General features: G+C 45.2%; 15 protein-coding genes. 9 read left to right on the top strand and 6 right to left on the bottom strand.

The window, feature by feature from the left end:
* The first annotated feature begins 112 nt into the window (after positions 1 to 112).
* Together OCV12_RS19540 and OCV12_RS19535 are read left to right on the top strand one after the other, a co-directional pair.
* A complete protein-coding gene (locus OCV12_RS19540; RefSeq protein WP_086775662.1) occupies positions 113 to 1,483 on the top strand; it encodes a YjiH family protein in 1,371 nt (456 codons plus the stop codon).
* A gap of 436 nt (positions 1,484 to 1,919) precedes the next feature.
* Entirely contained in the window at positions 1,920 to 3,791 is a 1,872-nt protein-coding gene (locus tag OCV12_RS19535; RefSeq protein ID WP_261886968.1) for a methyl-accepting chemotaxis protein, read from the top strand.
* A 128-nt stretch (positions 3,792 to 3,919) separates the two neighbouring features.
* On the opposite strand, the gene OCV12_RS19530 is transcribed toward OCV12_RS19535, so the two are convergent.
* Both OCV12_RS19530 and ppiC read right to left on the bottom strand, forming a co-directional pair.
* Positions 3,920 to 5,326 carry an alpha-amylase family glycosyl hydrolase gene (locus OCV12_RS19530; RefSeq protein WP_261886967.1) on the bottom strand — a complete coding sequence of 469 codons (1,407 nt, stop codon included), beginning with the start codon at positions 5,324 to 5,326 and terminating at the stop codon, positions 3,920 to 3,922.
* A gap of 282 nt (positions 5,327 to 5,608) precedes the next feature.
* Positions 5,609 to 5,887, bottom strand: coding sequence for a peptidylprolyl isomerase PpiC (ppiC, locus tag OCV12_RS19525; RefSeq protein ID WP_017062750.1), 279 nt, complete (start codon positions 5,885 to 5,887; stop codon positions 5,609 to 5,611).
* Positions 5,888 to 6,098: 211 nt separating this feature from the next.
* On the opposite strand from ppiC, the gene OCV12_RS19520 reads away from it, so the two are divergent.
* Positions 6,099 to 7,013 carry a chemotaxis protein gene (locus OCV12_RS19520; RefSeq protein WP_261886966.1) on the top strand — a complete coding sequence of 305 codons (915 nt, stop codon included), beginning with the start codon at positions 6,099 to 6,101 and terminating at the stop codon, positions 7,011 to 7,013.
* 92 nt (positions 7,014 to 7,105) lie between these two features.
* Here the strand turns inward: OCV12_RS19520 and OCV12_RS19515 are convergent, their stop codons facing one another.
* The 4 genes from OCV12_RS19515 to hutW all read right to left on the bottom strand — a co-directional run bounded on the left by OCV12_RS19515 (position 7,106) and on the right by hutW (position 10,467).
* The gene (locus OCV12_RS19515) at positions 7,106 to 7,666 is read right to left on the bottom strand and encodes an ATP:cob(I)alamin adenosyltransferase (RefSeq protein WP_261886965.1); all 561 of its coding nucleotides are present in this window, start codon (positions 7,664 to 7,666) and stop codon (positions 7,106 to 7,108) included.
* Between the two features lie 161 nt (positions 7,667 to 7,827).
* Positions 7,828 to 8,358, bottom strand: a complete 531-nt coding sequence (gene hutZ / locus OCV12_RS19510; RefSeq protein ID WP_261886964.1) for a heme utilization protein HutZ — start codon at positions 8,356 to 8,358, stop codon at positions 7,828 to 7,830.
* A gap of 119 nt (positions 8,359 to 8,477) precedes the next feature.
* A complete protein-coding gene (hutX, locus tag OCV12_RS19505) occupies positions 8,478 to 8,999 on the bottom strand; it encodes a heme utilization cystosolic carrier protein HutX (protein ID WP_261886963.1) in 522 nt (173 codons plus the stop codon).
* Between the two features lie 58 nt (positions 9,000 to 9,057).
* Entirely contained in the window at positions 9,058 to 10,467 is a 1,410-nt protein-coding gene (gene hutW / locus OCV12_RS19500; protein ID WP_261886962.1) for a heme anaerobic degradation radical SAM methyltransferase ChuW/HutW, read from the bottom strand.
* 161 nt (positions 10,468 to 10,628) lie between these two features.
* Between hutW and OCV12_RS19495 the strand changes: the two genes are divergently transcribed.
* The 6 genes from OCV12_RS19495 to OCV12_RS19470 all read left to right on the top strand — a co-directional run bounded on the left by OCV12_RS19495 (position 10,629) and on the right by OCV12_RS19470 (position 15,508).
* On the top strand, positions 10,629 to 11,432 hold the full coding sequence (locus OCV12_RS19495; RefSeq protein WP_261886961.1) for an energy transducer TonB: 804 nt from the start codon (positions 10,629 to 10,631) through the stop codon (positions 11,430 to 11,432).
* A gap of 2 nt (positions 11,433 to 11,434) precedes the next feature.
* Positions 11,435 to 12,136, top strand: a complete 702-nt coding sequence (locus tag OCV12_RS19490; protein ID WP_017062755.1) for a MotA/TolQ/ExbB proton channel family protein — start codon at positions 11,435 to 11,437, stop codon at positions 12,134 to 12,136.
* Complete coding sequence (locus OCV12_RS19485; RefSeq protein WP_261886960.1) at positions 12,133 to 12,546, top strand: ExbD/TolR family protein; 414 nt, start codon at positions 12,133 to 12,135, stop codon at positions 12,544 to 12,546. The genes OCV12_RS19490 and OCV12_RS19485 overlap by 4 nt, the downstream gene beginning before the upstream one ends.
* A 148-nt stretch (positions 12,547 to 12,694) precedes the next feature.
* Entirely contained in the window at positions 12,695 to 13,585 is an 891-nt protein-coding gene (locus OCV12_RS19480; RefSeq protein ID WP_261886959.1) for a heme/hemin ABC transporter substrate-binding protein, read from the top strand.
* A 103-nt stretch (positions 13,586 to 13,688) separates the two neighbouring features.
* The gene (locus tag OCV12_RS19475; RefSeq protein ID WP_261886958.1) at positions 13,689 to 14,726 is read left to right on the top strand and encodes a FecCD family ABC transporter permease; all 1,038 of its coding nucleotides are present in this window, start codon (positions 13,689 to 13,691) and stop codon (positions 14,724 to 14,726) included.
* On the top strand, positions 14,726 to 15,508 hold the full coding sequence (locus OCV12_RS19470; protein WP_261886957.1) for a heme ABC transporter ATP-binding protein: 783 nt from the start codon (positions 14,726 to 14,728) through the stop codon (positions 15,506 to 15,508). The genes OCV12_RS19475 and OCV12_RS19470 overlap by 1 nt, the downstream gene beginning before the upstream one ends.
* The last annotated feature ends 81 nt before the right edge of the window (positions 15,509 to 15,589 follow it).

The following is a 15,589-nucleotide window of genomic DNA, read 5'->3' as shown; positions in this document are numbered from 1 at the left end:
AAGCGATATTAATACTGGGTAATCTTGCACCCAATGAGAAAATACGGACGTTTAGTGAATAAAAATGCCAAGGATGTGGCTTTTTTACGTGTAGAAATTCGAGAACAATAACATGTCTAACAACACGAATACTGCTCAAACAGAGAAATCTAAAGGCAGTTTCTGGGTTTTCTTAATCCCATCATTGATTGGTTTATTCCTTTTCATGGCGCCAATCAGCTACCAAGGCGATCTCACCATCCCTGTAGCAATCTTAGCCAAGTCAATTCAGGCGGTTTTCGGTGAGTACCTAGTCTCTATCATCACTGCGATCGTCGCTTTCATGTCTGTAGCTTCCGTTTTAAGCACCATTTTCAAGCCTACATTCATTACATCGAATTCATTTTTAAACGGCCTTTTCAACCCATCTCCACTGTGGTTGTTGGTTCGTTTGATTGGTGGTGCTGCGGCATTCATGGCGTTCTTCCAAGTAGGTCCAGAGTTTATTTGGGAAGAAAACACCGGTGGTTTAGTGTTAGAAGGCCTGCTTCCTACACTGTTCTCAGTATTCATCTTTGCGGGTTTGCTACTGCCTCTTCTACTTAACTTCGGTTTACTAGAGCTGTTTGGCACCCTACTAAGTAAAATCATGCGCCCAATCTTCAACCTACCAGGTCGTAGTGCTATCGACTGTATGGCTTCTTGGTTAGGTGATGGCAGCGTTGGTATCCTACTTACCAGCAAGCAGTACGAGAAAAAGTTCTACACTCAGCGTGAAGCTGCGGTTGTTGGTACGACTTTCTCTGCTGTATCGATTACATTCAGCCTAGTGGTCATCGCACAAGTAGAGTTAGAGCACTTGTTCCTGCCTTTTTACGCAGCAATCTGTCTAGCGGGTATTGTAGCAGCGGTAATCATTCCTCGCCTTCCACCACTAAGCATGAAGAAAGATACCTTCATTGATGGTAGCAAACCGCACAAAGACGCTGACGCGATTCCTGCAGGTCACTCAACATTCTCTTGGGGTCTTGAGCTAGCAGTAAACAAAGCATCACAAGTGAAGTCGGCTAAGTCTGTGTTTGGCGAAGGCGTTCGTAACGCTGTTGATATGGTCTTTGGTGTACTGCCTGTGGTTATGGGCCTTGGTACCATGGCGTTGGTGATTGCGGAATACACTTCTGTGTTTTCATTCCTAGGTCAGCCTTTCATCCCATTCCTAGAGCTACTTGGTGTACCTGAAGCCGTTGCAGCCTCTGAAACGATCGTTGTTGGTTTTGCGGATATGTTTATCCCAGCAATCCTTGCCGCTTCTATCGACAACGAGATGACTCGCTTTGTTATTGCAGCAATGTCGGTAACTCAACTGATTTACATGTCTGAAGTAGGCGCTCTGCTTCTAGGTAGTAAGATCCCAGTGAACATCTTGGAACTGTTTATTATCTTTATTCTGCGTACTCTAATTACGCTTCCAGTGATCGCTGGTGTAGCTCATCTAATATTCTAAATTAGATGCTACTTATATAAGTAAATAAGCAGACAGAATTATAAGCCTCACTTTTGTGGGGCTTTTTATTTGCGTAAAATATATACACAGTGTCATTTAGATTTCAATCAATATATAAGTCCTGCATATCATTTAATTTCATATTGTTTATTCACATCGCCTCTTGTTAATAGAAAACTGAACGCATAGTCTGCAAATTAATACATTCTTAATTCCCCCTTAAACCCCGTCTAGCGCCATTCCCCAACTCATTGAACCCAATAATAAAAGTAACAAATACGTGATTTAGTGAATTTTGTATTGTTTGGGTTGTTGTATTTTTGTAGTCTATTTTGTGAAATTACATTCAAGTAAATTTCAATCTCGTCGATATATATAATTAGAAAAACACGATTAACTTTGGTCTTCGCAAAGCCTGTGAGAAGGGGAAAACTCAATGAAATTTAGCCATAAGGTGGTTGCTGCATCATCAGCCTTGCTGCTAGTGACAGTATCATTGCTTTCAATACAACAACTTTACACCGTTAGAAGTGCTGTAGAGAACCACGTCAATGCGAGTCTTAATGAGATGGTCTCGGGCGTAAAAAATACCGTCGTATCCGAGATGAATGCCAAGAAAGCTTTGGCGCAATCGACGACTGAAGTCATCGAGATCAATCCTCAAGATCGTACTTACGTAAAAGAAATTTTAGAAAAGCCGAAGCTTAAAAACAGCTTCCTTGCGGTTGGTTTTGGTTATGAAGCAAACGGTTTCGTCATTGAAAATGATGACGGCTGGGAAGCCGGTCCAGATTACGACCCACGAATTCGTCCTTGGTACATTGATGCTAAATCCAAAAACAGTTTAGTTGTTACCGCACCTTATGTGGATGCATCAAGTAAGAAAGTCATTATCTCAGTGGGTACGCCAGTTAAAGACAATGGCCGCTTTACTGCAGGTATGTTCTACGACCTAGAACTGACCAACCTTGCGACCTTAGTAAACCAAGTGAACTTGTTCGATGCGGGCTACCTATTCCTAGTGACAGCCGACGGCACAACGATTGCTCACCCAAATGCTAAAAACAACGGTGAAACGCTTTCAAGCTACATGCCGCAAGCGACTATTCGTGAAGGCTCTCAAGAGATCGAAGTCGACGGCAAAATGTTCCTTGTTAACTTCACACACATCCCAAGTGAAGATTGGTACATCGGCGCAATCCTAGATGAAGAGATAGCTTACCAAACCGTTGAAGATTTGAAAAACAGCTCAATGATCTACTCTTTGCTTGCTGTAATTCTTAGTGTCGTTGCACTAACAGTTCTGATCCGCGTGTTGATGCGTCCACTGGATGCACTTAACCAAGCGATTCAAGATGTAGCGAGCGGACAAGGTGACTTAACTAAGCGTCTGGATACCAACACAGACAAAGAGTTCTCTGACCTAGCGAAAGGCTTCAACACCTTTACTGAAAACCTGCAAAATCAAATCATTCAATCGAAAGCGATTGGTATTGAGATTAAGCGTGGTACGGAATTCACAGTGAAAGGTGCTGGCGAATCTGCAAATGCGATGAACACGCAACTGCAAGAGCTTGAGCAGCTAGCGACCGCAATGAACGAGATGGCGGTTACCGCAACAGAAGTAGCTAACAATGCTCAAGGCGCAGCAGCAGCGGCTCGTGAAGCTGACGAAGCAACGCTAGACGGCACCTCTGTCGTCAGTGAAACCACTCAAGCGATTGATAACTTATCTGAGCGTATCGACCAAGCCGTTGCAGAAGTACAAGTACTAGAATCAGCAACCGCAAACATCGAAACGATTCTTAAGGTAATCAACGACATTGCTGACCAAACCAACCTACTAGCACTAAACGCAGCAATTGAAGCGGCGCGTGCTGGTGAATCTGGTCGTGGTTTCGCAGTCGTAGCCGATGAAGTTCGTACTTTGGCGCAACGTACTCAAGAATCGACCACTGAAATTCGTAGCATGATTGAGCAGCTTCAAGCAGGCGCAAGCTCAGTATCGAATGCGATGAACCAAAGTAAAGACACCGCAACTGACGCCGTTGAACGTGCTCAGCAAGCGAACTCTTCACTTGAGCGCATTCGTGACGCGATTCAGCGTATCTCTGATATGAACATTCAGATTGCTTCAGCAGCAGAAGAGCAGAGCTTAGTAGCGGAAGAGATCAACAACAACACAGTTAAGATCAAAGACCTTTCAACACAAGTATCAACAGCAGCTCAAGAAGCGAATACCGCAATGCAGCAGCAAACTGACAATGTTCGCCAACAAGACGAGCTATTGAATAAGTTTACGGTTTAGCCACGGTTTGGCTCAGATGCCGTTTGGCTGAGTCGCCATTTGGTTTAGCTACCGAGCAATAGCTTAAAATAAAAAGCCCCGCTTACTGATTGCCAGTAAGCGGGGCTTCTCTTTCTAGTCTATCCGAGTTAACTCGTGACTGGCTTCAATTCATTCGTCGTTAACATCATGCATTGGTTCGATTCCACCTTAATGGTTAAATCCTTACCCACACATTCAAACACATCACCCGACAGCAAATCGGTTACCGCACCTGTCCAATTTAATGAGGCGGTTTTGCTGCGTTTCGACTTGTTAATCACCACAATGCCTTTGTCACCGCGGACAAATACCAGCAAATCATCATTTGCTTCAACTACACGCATCGCTTCGCCATGAACATGATTATGGAATTGAATCATGCTTTTCATGTAAGGCGCTTGCCAGTCGTTAAGCCAACGAGGCTGACCATTCTGATCCAAAATGCCGCTCGTGCTTAATTCACTGTAAACCAGTGGCACACCACCATCTCGACCAAGAATGAAGGCATGAGCCAATCGCTCATCCACTTCATCCATCACATGCTCCAAAAACACCTCGTTGTTTGGAATGTCATGGGTCACGGCAAAGGTGATGGCTCTCATATTCGATAGAGCCTGACCAAAACAGTAAGGGTTGATCAGAGACTTAAAACTGCCCTGCTCTTCAAAGGCTTTAAAGATAGTATTGAACAGAGGGAAATCGTACGCACCTAAACGCGTGTGTTTCAGGTATGGCTCAAGGAACAGCTCATACTCTTCTTCTGTCGCACCGCCATCGGTAATGATCTCGCCAAAGATGTGCATTTCTTCACAGATATCATCAGTCCACACCTTGCGCAGGTGTGACAGTGTCATGTGTTTTGCAGCATCAATGCGGAAACCTTTCACACCAATCGCTTTCAGGGCTTTTAGGTACGCTCGCTGCTGTGCAACCACATTGTCGTTGTCTAACAGCGTTGGTAAACCAGGATCGCTGGCTCCGCCAGTAATACGGCCGTTCTGCACTTCCCAAGTGTCTTTCCAGTTTTTGATACCAAACGCTTCCACAAAGTCGTTTTCATCAAATAAAGGCTTAGAAAGATCACCAAATAAACGGATCGATTCGTAGTAGTCAGCGTCTTTTTGGTAAGACGCCATATCTTGAAGGTTCGGATATGTTAATTCACTGCGAATGCCAGACTCGTTTGCCATGTGATTGAACACCACATCCACATAGGTACGAAGCCCATGTTGCTTTAACGTGTCGACCATCGCTTTAAAATCTTGTGTGTCACCCAACTGATTATCGATCACACGATAGTCTTGTGGCTGATAGCGTTGCCACCATTGAGTACCAGAATCTCGGTCGCAGCCTTTAGGGCCACGTAACGATTTCATTGCCGGTGAAACTAAAACAGATTTATAACCCAACTCTTGGATCAGTGGGGCGTTCTTCATTACGTCAGCGTAGCACCAGTCAAAGGCATGCAATATGACATCTGTCGCTGGGTTGCTTAACATAGCTGAACTCTCCATGTTGTTCTCCTACCAAACTCGTTTACAGCTTTTTAGAAAAGGCAAAGGCTAAAAGGCAAAGCTGCATAAATTTCCTCAAGAATGGCATTTATTATATGAGTTACTCATTAAAAACCCTCCTCCTCCTACCAATTACTCACGGTGGATAGTTGAGGGCGTAGCACCAATTATCGCATAACGTCTGGGATGAACACTCAGCCATTGTGCTTTTAAATGCACCAAAAAGTCACAAAAAAGGAGCGTATCTACGCTCCTTTTATTCCATCTAACACATATCTTACACTAGGTTCTGTAAAGAACCTTAACGACGTGCCAACCGAATTTAGTTTTTACAAGATGTGGTACAAGCGTCTCGCCAGAGAAACAAACCTTATCAAACTGAGGCACCATTTGACCTTTCTTGAACTCGCCTAGGTCGCCGCCCTTTTTACCAGATGGACAGGTTGAATGTTTCTTCGCTAGCGTTTGAAATTTAGCGCCCTTTTTAAGCTGCGTCATGATGTCTTCTGCTAGTTCTTTATGCTTCACCAGAATATGAAGCGCTGCTGCTGTTCTTGCCATGATAATTCTCAGTTTGTTGCTGTCTGCTTGCCGACTAACCATCGACAGCGAGTATTTAGCGTGATTTTAACCCAAGAAACACCATTCTTCACTCTATAACCGAAAACAACCGCCTTAAAGCCCCTAAAAACAGTAGAGTTACTTGCCGCGACTGCTATTTCCCTTTAAATTATTCTTTATAAATTAAGCGTGTAGTAAATAGGAGCCAATTATGGCCAAACCGATCAGTAAAGCGAGTCAGTCACAGGGAATGTTGATGTTCAAATTGTCCCTCACTCAAAGTTTTGCGATTGGCACGCTTAAAGTCAGGGAAATCGTTCCTTTTCAACCGATGACCCAAATCCCCTATTCTCATCACCATGTGATTGGCACCGTGACCATTCGCGATCTTACCGTTCCTGTGATTGATATGTCTGCTGCGATTGGCTTTCGCCCGATCACTCCTTCTGAATACAATGACTGTGTGCTCATAGTGACCGATTGTTTAAGAACGGTCGTGGCATTCTTGGTTCGCTCAATCGACAAAATCATTGAATGTGATTGGAAGAGTATTGAATCGCCACCAGCAAGTGTCGGTCGCAATGTATTTGTGACGGGCATTACTCGCTTTGAAGATCGCATCGTCCAAATGCTCGATGTCGAATTACTGCTCTCTAAGATCTACCCAGATTATGAGAATGCGCATATTCCAATGCTGACCGATGTAGAAAGGGAGCGACTCAAAGCGCTAAACATCTTATTGGTGGATGACTCTTTAATTGCGCGTAAGCAGTTATCTGATGCCCTAGATAGCATCAACATTCCTTATAGCATCTGTAATAACGGTTTAGATGCGATTGATCTCATGCGACGCCAAGCTAGCGTCGGCAAAGCAATCGACCTTCTTGTGAGTGACATTGAGATGCCGGGACTGGATGGCTACGAGCTTGCATTTGAAGTACAAAACGACAGTGCATTGAGCCATGCTTACTGTATTTTGCATACCTCACTTTCAAGTGAGATCTGTGTGGATCGTGCTAATCAGGTAGGTGCCCACGAAGCGCTTGAGAAGTTCAATGCGGGTGAGTTAATCGAAGCCATGCTACGCGGCGCAAAAGTCTTAAACGACGCCTCTACGGCTGCTTAGGACTCTTCACGAAGCTAAACCAGCATCATGCTCAATGGTTTAGCTTCTTCAATTCTTAGTTTTTCATCTCTTAACCAAAATAGAGCTAATCGTTAGCCTTTCTCTTTCGGCATAGAGCTTTTGGGCATCGAATAGCTCTTACTCACGAATTCCACTTCCTCGACCTCATTGACATGGTTAGTGAAAGACGCCAATGCATACAGTGTGTTCGCGACTAAGTTAGCGTATTTAAAAAGAATCGGATCGGGTGACTTTTTACTTTCATAGTGCTCAATGCTCACCAAAGCTCGCACCACTTTCTTCGCCTGACAACGACACAAATGAAGCTCACTCGATACTCGATTTCCACCAGGTAATACGAACCCTTTGAAGCCACCTTCTAGCTGCTCACGGATACGGTGGTAATCTTGCTTAAGTTCGACCAGTTCGGATTCAGTGATCGCTAACTTCCCACGCACGGAACCATTCAAATGATAGATGTTCGGCTGCAGGCGTTGCAGGATCTCGCGAACTTGTGGCTCCAATTCCAAAGACAGCACCAATCCAACTCGGCAGCAAAGTTCGTCCGACAGAATCTCAAAATCACAGATAGGACTATCTTCATAAATGAACGGGTAACAGAACTCGTCCCAATCTCGACTTACTGGTTTCACGTAGCGATCCTTACACATAAATATTAATCAGACGCCAATATACCAAACTCCTTGATTTAGTCTGCTTTTTCTCACATCAATAGCCAGTGTGTCTGCAACGATTTTAAGACGTAAAAAAGCCCTCTCACAGGAGGGCTTCTTAAATAACCAGTTAAACGAGATTACTCGTTAGATACTTTTTTGTGGCCTTCTTGCAGGTGAACGAAGTCTACTAGATCGTCACCCGATACTTGGTATGCCTGACCAAAGCCTTTAACGAACAGGCCGTTCTCTGCTTTAAGGTTGAACAGAGAGAAATCTTGAAGCTGGCTCAGACCATCGATGATCTCGCCGAAACGCTCTTGCATCTGGCCGATAACTTGAGTCCAAAGTTCCGTTTCACGTTCTACAACGCTCGCTTGCGCATCAAATGTTAGACGCTTACGTGCGTAAAGCTGCTTCGAGCTCTCTTCGTCTTCAATCATCATCAAAGACACTTGAGGGTTTGCTTTCAAGTTACGAGCATGACGAGCAATATCAGAAATTAGAACAAAGTAACCTTCTTGGTTCTGAACGAAAGGTGCGTAACTTACGTTTGGGCGACCTTCTTCATCAACCGTTGCAAGTTGAATGGTACGGCGCTCTTGGCGAAATTCTTTAATTTCTGGACCTAGGCGACCTTGTAGACGTTCTTGTTTTACTTGCTGTTCCATGGGTAATTCCTTTATTCACTTTCTCTGATTTATTATTTTTGCTCGAGGTTGAGCGATCATTAGCGAACTAAACGATCCTCGAGCATTGATGTCTTATAAACTATTACTGCTGATTCTGTTTAAGCTTGTGCTTTTAGCGCTTTGAAGCGTTCTACTTGGTCGGCAATAAGCTCACGCTTTTCATTGCGGCCTAGGTAGATCTTAAAAATGTTCTCGCCCGTTTCACTGAAGAAACCGAAGTAATGACTTTCACGGCCCATGAATGCTTTGCTCACCAAACCGATCTGTTTAACGTTGTCGAGTTTCAGGTGGCCATGAAGCTCGCCCTCTTTGCCCATCAGGTTGTAGTAACCACGTGCTACTTTACCTTTGGGGAACGGCGCTTTTACTTCAAAGATTGAGCCGAATGAATGCACGATTGTAGTCACTGGGCCCCAACCCACTAAACCTTCAAGAATTTCTTGAGCACGGCTGCCATCTAACATCACTGCCATGTCGTTTGGAAAAGCAGCAACCACTTCAACCTCTGAAACACCGAGCTTCTCAGCAATCGCAGTAGGAAGCAGTTTTGGCTCTTCTTCTAGAATGCGAGCAACACATTGTTCTAAAGTTTCTGTCATTTCTAATGTTGTATCTGTCATTGAATATGTTTCCGTATAAACGAGTAATTTACGTAAGTTCTAAATTTAAAATTCGATATTAAGCGTGCTTCAAGCTTGCATGCGGATGAACGCCCGAACCTGATGCTTTGGGCGCTGGGTGCATTGCTTGATATTCAGCGTTAAGTACTTGAATCACACTCTGAGCGAGGCTTACTGCCCAGAAGCTGCCAGCAATAGTCAGGCTCAGGTAATCTTCCGAAAGCTCAACCAAGCCATTCTTTTCCCAATGTGAGAACAGAGGCTTTAAGTAATCGAACGTGTCTTGCCCCATAAAGGTCGGCAACGTACTTCTTCTAACAACACCAGAATCAAAGCCTGCCTTTAATGTCGAGAAGATTGGCTCTAATGAGCTTTGCTTCGTCATCATGGCAATCGGCAACTGACCTTGTTTTATAGACTCCATGTAGCTGTCTAAAGTTCGATGTTGCATCACACCGTGGCCGCCAATGTTGCCACCAGCACCACAACCAATTGGAAGCACGTCGGCATAAGTTTTGGCTAAGCTGTTGTAAATGCTGCGTTCGCGGTTATCGCGAGTCCAGTGATTCACACTCAGCTGTTTAACCTTGTGCTTAGCCATGAACTCAACACCCGCCAAGTACATGCTCGCCTTATCAGGCGTATTGGCCGGCGGTGGGATTTTTCCTTTCTCAACAAGATTAAGCATAGGTGCATTACCCCCAACAATCAGTTGGTAGAGGTCAATACCGTGTGCACCAGTAGACATGTAGTCTTCTAAATCTTGTTGGAACACTTCCATAGACTGGTATGGTAATCCGTACAACAAATCCAGAACGATGGGCGCTTGCTCAGTACGGCTCAAAGCACTGATACGTTCCAACACAACCTCTCGGTCATCTAGGCGCTTAGCGCTGCGTCGAACTTGAGTGTTGAAACTTTGAATACCAAAGGAGAAACGGTTGAAACCACCTTCAAGCGCGCGATCAAACATCTCGTCGCCAAAGCGATTGATGCGCCCTTCTAAAGTCATTTCCACATCGTTTGCTAAAGGGAAATATTGGCGAATAGCCTTACCTAATTGCTCTACTTGTTGAGGCGATAGATCGGTAGGTGTTCCACCGCCAATGTAGACGGCGTGAAATAATCCAGACTGAGCCCAAGGCGTTTTGGCTTTTTGCTTCAACTCAACCATCAGAGCATCGAAGTACTCATCCACTAATTTGCGGCTTGCGGCATTTTGGAAGAAGTTACAGAACGTACAGCGCACACGGCAGAAAGGAATGTGGATATACAAGCAACGCTTATCCTGTTTCTTCCCTTCGCTTAGCATCAGTTCATCAAAGAGCTCCAACTTCTTGCTCGGGTCGACCGGAATTGAACTTCCTCCGGCATGTGCAGAATGCTTTTTCGCAAACGCAAAACGAAGCGGATCAGGGCTAGAAACACCCAAGATTGATTCGTCAAATTTATAAATATTAAGATTCATATAATCTCTCTAAACACTTACATAGCAAAGTCTGGAAGACTATTCGCTAAAAACTGAGAGAATCATAAATAGAGCCAAATGATAATGCAATTGATAATTGATCTTATTTAGATTCTAAGCAATAATCCGATACAGAATTTTGATTTGGTAAAGGATTGATTGTGAACGTTCCTAGATATGTTATTGCAGGCGGTGCATCTTTGGTGATTCATGCGGCGCTATTGTTTGTCGCTCAAGAATCCAAAGTGTTTGCGATGCCTGCAGGTAGCCAATCGAACACGGTATCGATCAATTTCACGCCTAAAAGCGCTCCTTCTCAAGCCCAGCAAAAAACGGTTACAGAACCCGTTGAACCAAAACCAATTGAGGAGGTGGTTTCACAAGCCGAACCTAAACCTGTTGAGCCGAAAGCCGTTGAGCCAAAGCAGGCCAAACCGACACCAAAGAAAAAAGCGATCACCAATAAGCCTCAACCGAAGAAAGTAGAGAAAAAGGTTGTTGAAAAGAAAGTCGAGAAGAAGCTGGTTCAAAAGAAACCTGTGACTGAGAAAAAGGTCGTGAAGAAAGAACGCCCAGAACCAGCCACTCAACCAGAGAAGCTGGCCGACAAGAAAGTCGATAAAAATATGGACGAGTCTGCCAACCAGCCTCAGGAAGTAAACCAAGGCGTATCAAACCAAGAGCCAGTGCTAGTCACTAAGCCTTCTTTCTCTGCACGCCCTACACCGCCGAATTACCCGCGCCAAGCCAGACGCCGTGGCGTTGAAGGTGTTGCAACTTATGAGATCTGGTTAGACGCTGAAGGCAAACAAATTAAACAAGCATTAGTAAATTCATCAGGCGCACTAATGCTCGATAACGCCGCTTTAGACGCCATTAAACAATGGAAATTCTCACCTCATACTGTCAATGGTCGAGCGATTGCTCACCGAGTACAAATACCTGTTCGTTTTAGGTTGGATTAATCATGCAACAAATCAGTTACTTACAAGATCAACTGGGCTTAATGACTTGGCCTCTTCTTATCTGCTCTGCATTAACAGCAATGATCATCGCAGAACGTGTCTTCCAAGTTATGTTAAGCATTGGCGTTGGCAAACGTGCCATTCGTCGTGAGCTCAATCAGATCTCGCCAACCAACAGCAAAGAGATTGAAGCGCTCGCTCAGTCGATTTCAGGTAAACGACCGCTATTGTACAAGGGCGTGTCGATGTTGCTTGCTCACCACTCTTTCTCAAAAGGTTTACGTGAAGATGCAGCTGGGATCTGGCTACAAGAGAAACGCCACCAATTGCACGCTGGTCTAAGACTGCTTGGTTTAATCGGTGTGATTAGCCCGCTGATTGGACTGCTTGGCACGGTACTTGGCCTTATTGAAATGTTCAAAGGTGTTGCCGCGACTACTGGCAGCATCACACCGAACGACCTAGCAGACGGTCTTGGCTTAGCTATGAGAACGACGGCTGCAGGCTTGATGATCGCACTTCCTGCAATTTCAGGCGCACAGCTATTAGGCCTTTGGGCTGACCGAGTGCTTGCTCAGCTAGAACATACCCTGAACTATGTGAATGTGTGGCTAGAAGGCATGTCGATTCAAACCAATCAATCCGATGATACTCAAGGTAAGCCTGTCAACAAAACCTCTATCGGTGATGTGAGCCAAGCATGATTAAGACGCCCCACTCATCTCACTCACAGAGCCTAGCGCCGGACTTAACACCGCTGCTCGACATCATTTTTATCGTGATGGTTTTTCTATTGCTTACAGCATCAGTAAAGCTGGAGTCACTAGAAATTGAACTGCCTAGTTCTGACGTTAAAAACGTTTCTGAAGTCCACAAAGACTCGATTAGCGTCAACATTCTAGACCATGAACCCTACTGGGCGATTAACGGCCAAGAGTACATCGACTGGGAAAACTTCAAGATTGCCTTGTTAGAAGAGACAGGTTCAACAGATAAAAAGCCGATCATCATTGGCGCGGATAAAGCCGCCAACGTTGAAAACTTAGTGAAGCTGCTTTCATTTCTTCAAGAAAACGGAATACCAGCGACTCAATTGCTCACTGACGATGGCTAAAACAAGACTCAATTTTCACGAGGTTTGGCTTCTGACCGATAAGACTAAACAATCAGAGCTAAGCCTCTCTATCGACTCGAACTCACAATGCGAACGGACTGCTCACTGAGTATCTTCGCGATACAAAAGAAAATATAAAGAACTTATTATGAACAACTTAAACGTGCTCAATAAATTAAAGACCAAGACACATCTCCTTTCAGTGGCTGCTATGAGCTTGGCATTGACTGCACCAACCGCGATGGCAAACGACGTTGAACAACCTCGTATCATCAGTGCCGGCAGTGCTGTTACAGAATTAGTTTTAGCGCTTGGCGCGGAAGAACAATTGGTAGGTATCGATGTAACCAGTCGCTTCCCTCAGTCTGAAAATCTACCAAAGATTGGTTACCACAGAAACCTGTCTGCTGAAGGTTTGCTTGCCCTAGAACCAACCACATTGATTGGCTCTGATGAAATGGGACCAGACAACGCGATTTCTCAATTAAAATCGGCAGGCGTCGATGTCGAGATCGTGAACACTGAAGCAAACGTTGGAGGGCTGTTAAAGCGTATCGACCAAATCGCAAAGATCACTCATACCGAAGACCACTCTCAACAAGTGAAAGCCGAAGTGAATCAAAAAATTGCAGCACTGAAAGCGAATCAGGTACCGAGCAACGAAGCGAAGAAAGTTCTATTCCTGTTACTCCATGAAGGTCGCCCTGCGAACGTTGCTGGGGGTGAAACATCACCAAACGCAATCATCGAATTGGCTGGCGGTATCAACCCTGCAGCTCAGAGCCTAACGTCTTACAAGCCACTTTCAATGGAATCACTCGTTGAGATGCAACCTGATGTCATTTTGGTAAGCGGCCGTAGTTACCAAAAAATGGGCGGTGCGGATGCCATCCTGAAATCACTACCTATGCTAGCGGCAACGCCTGCAGGTATGAACAAGCAAATCATTACCGTCAATGGCAGTGCTTTGGTTGGCGGGCTTGGCCTAGAAAGCCTCTCTGAAGCAAAGCGTTTAAACGCACTTATCTACCCGCTATAACTCGACCACCCTATTTCTGCTATCGCTAATTCGCTTCCCTCACCAACTGACTCACGCTGTTGGTGAAGGGGATTAAAGTTAGCGATAGATATTGAGGCCCTTTATGTTGTTACGATCCGTCCCACTGAAAACATCGATGTTAGGCCTAGGCGCTACCCTAGCCTTCGTCGCACTGTACTCGATCACTGTTGGGCCAATGAACATTAGCTTAGCCGACAGCGCCAGAAGCTTAATTCAACCAAACAATGACTTAGCACCTCACATCAACTTAGTGATTCAAGAGATCCGCTTACCTAGAACTATCTTGTGCATGCTGATTGGTGCGATCCTCGCCTTGTGTGGTGCAGTGATGCAGGGTTTGTTTCGAAACCCACTTGCCGAACCTGGCATCATCGGTGTGTCTGCGGGCGCAGCATTAGGTGCTGCACTGGCTATCGTTTTGTTCTCTGAGCTTTCACTGCAATACCCAGCCTTCATGAACTTTGCAGCGGTACCTGTGTTTGCCTTTTTAGGCGGCGCCTTAACCACGCTGCTGGTTTACAAGCTTGGTACTGGCAAGTTCGGTACCTCAGTAACCATCATGTTGCTTGCAGGTGTGGCAATCAGTGCACTATCAGGCGCAGGTATTGGCTTCTTAAACTTCATTGCTGATGACCAAATGCTGCGTGACCTTTCACTATGGTCGATGGGTTCACTGGCAGGCGCAAAGTGGTCGGGTATTTTGCTTGCTGCAGTTACGCTCGTTGGTCTGTTTGTTGTGTTCTACCGCCAAGCAATGTCTTTGAATGCTCTATTACTGGGTGAATCAGAAGCGCAACACCTTGGCATACCTGTACAAAAGCTAAAACGAAAGCTGATTCTACTGACGGCTGCGGGCGTTGGTATCACGGTTAGCCTGTCCGGCATGATTGGCTTTATCGGACTGGTTATCCCTCATTTAGGTCGCATGTTAGCGGGCCCAGATCATCGAGTACTGCTTCCCCTGTCAGCGGTTCTAGGCGCATTACTACTAACGGCTGCCGACATGTTCTCTCGTGTGGCACTGGCTCCAGCTGAGTTGCCAGTGGGTATTGTCACCGCAATCATCGGTGCTCCATTCTTCTTGTATCTACTATTCCAACAGAAAGGGAGAATCCTTTAATGTTTCCTGCAGCGTTAAAAGCAACCGATATCGAAGTGAAGTTCGGCAGCAAAGTGATTTTAGATGGCGTTTCTATTGAGATTGAAGCAGGAAAGGTAACCACACTGCTTGGGCCAAACGGCGCAGGAAAAAGTACGCTGCTTAAAGCTTTGTGTCAGGAAATATCGAGCACGGGTGATATTCAGTATTTTGGACACACCAAAGACAAATGGCCTTCGCAGAAGTTAGCGAAACACTTGGCGATGCTTCCTCAACACAGTACGTTAACCTTCCCATTTCTGGCGCACGAAGTTGTCGAGCTTGGTGGTATTCCTCTGCAAGAATCAAACAAACAACTCACGAGCATCGCTAGTCAAAAAATGGATGTGGCTGATGTCACTCACCTGAGTGAAAGACTTTACCCTTCCCTGTCTGGGGGTGAAAAACAGCGTGTTCACTTAGCTCGAGTGTTAACTCAGCTTCACCACTCTGGTGACCAATGCATCTTAATGCTCGATGAACCGACATCAGCACTGGATCTCGCCCACCAGCACAACACTTTAAAAATCGCGAGAGAGCTAGCCGACAACCACAATGCCGCCGTTATCGTGGTTTTGCACGACCTAAACCTAGCCGCTCAGTATTCTGACCGACTGGTAGTATTAAAAGACGGTAATGTGGTTTGCGATGGCAGCCCTTGGGAGGCGCTTGAACCTTCGATGATCGAGGATGTGTACGGCTACAAAAGCATTGTAGAAAAGCACCCGACCATGAGCTTCCCTCAGGTTCACCCCGCCCAATAGACTCGATTTAGAACCTATTCGTTTTGAGTATTCGTTCCTAATAACAGTTAAGTCATTCTAAGCCTCGATTTTATCGAGGCT

The sequence above is a fragment of the Vibrio pomeroyi genome (assembly GCF_024347595.1).
Lineage (GTDB): Bacteria > Pseudomonadota > Gammaproteobacteria > Enterobacterales > Vibrionaceae > Vibrio > Vibrio pomeroyi.
The sequence above is the reverse complement of the archived record's forward strand: the minus strand, read 5'-3'. Positions and strand labels throughout refer to the sequence as shown.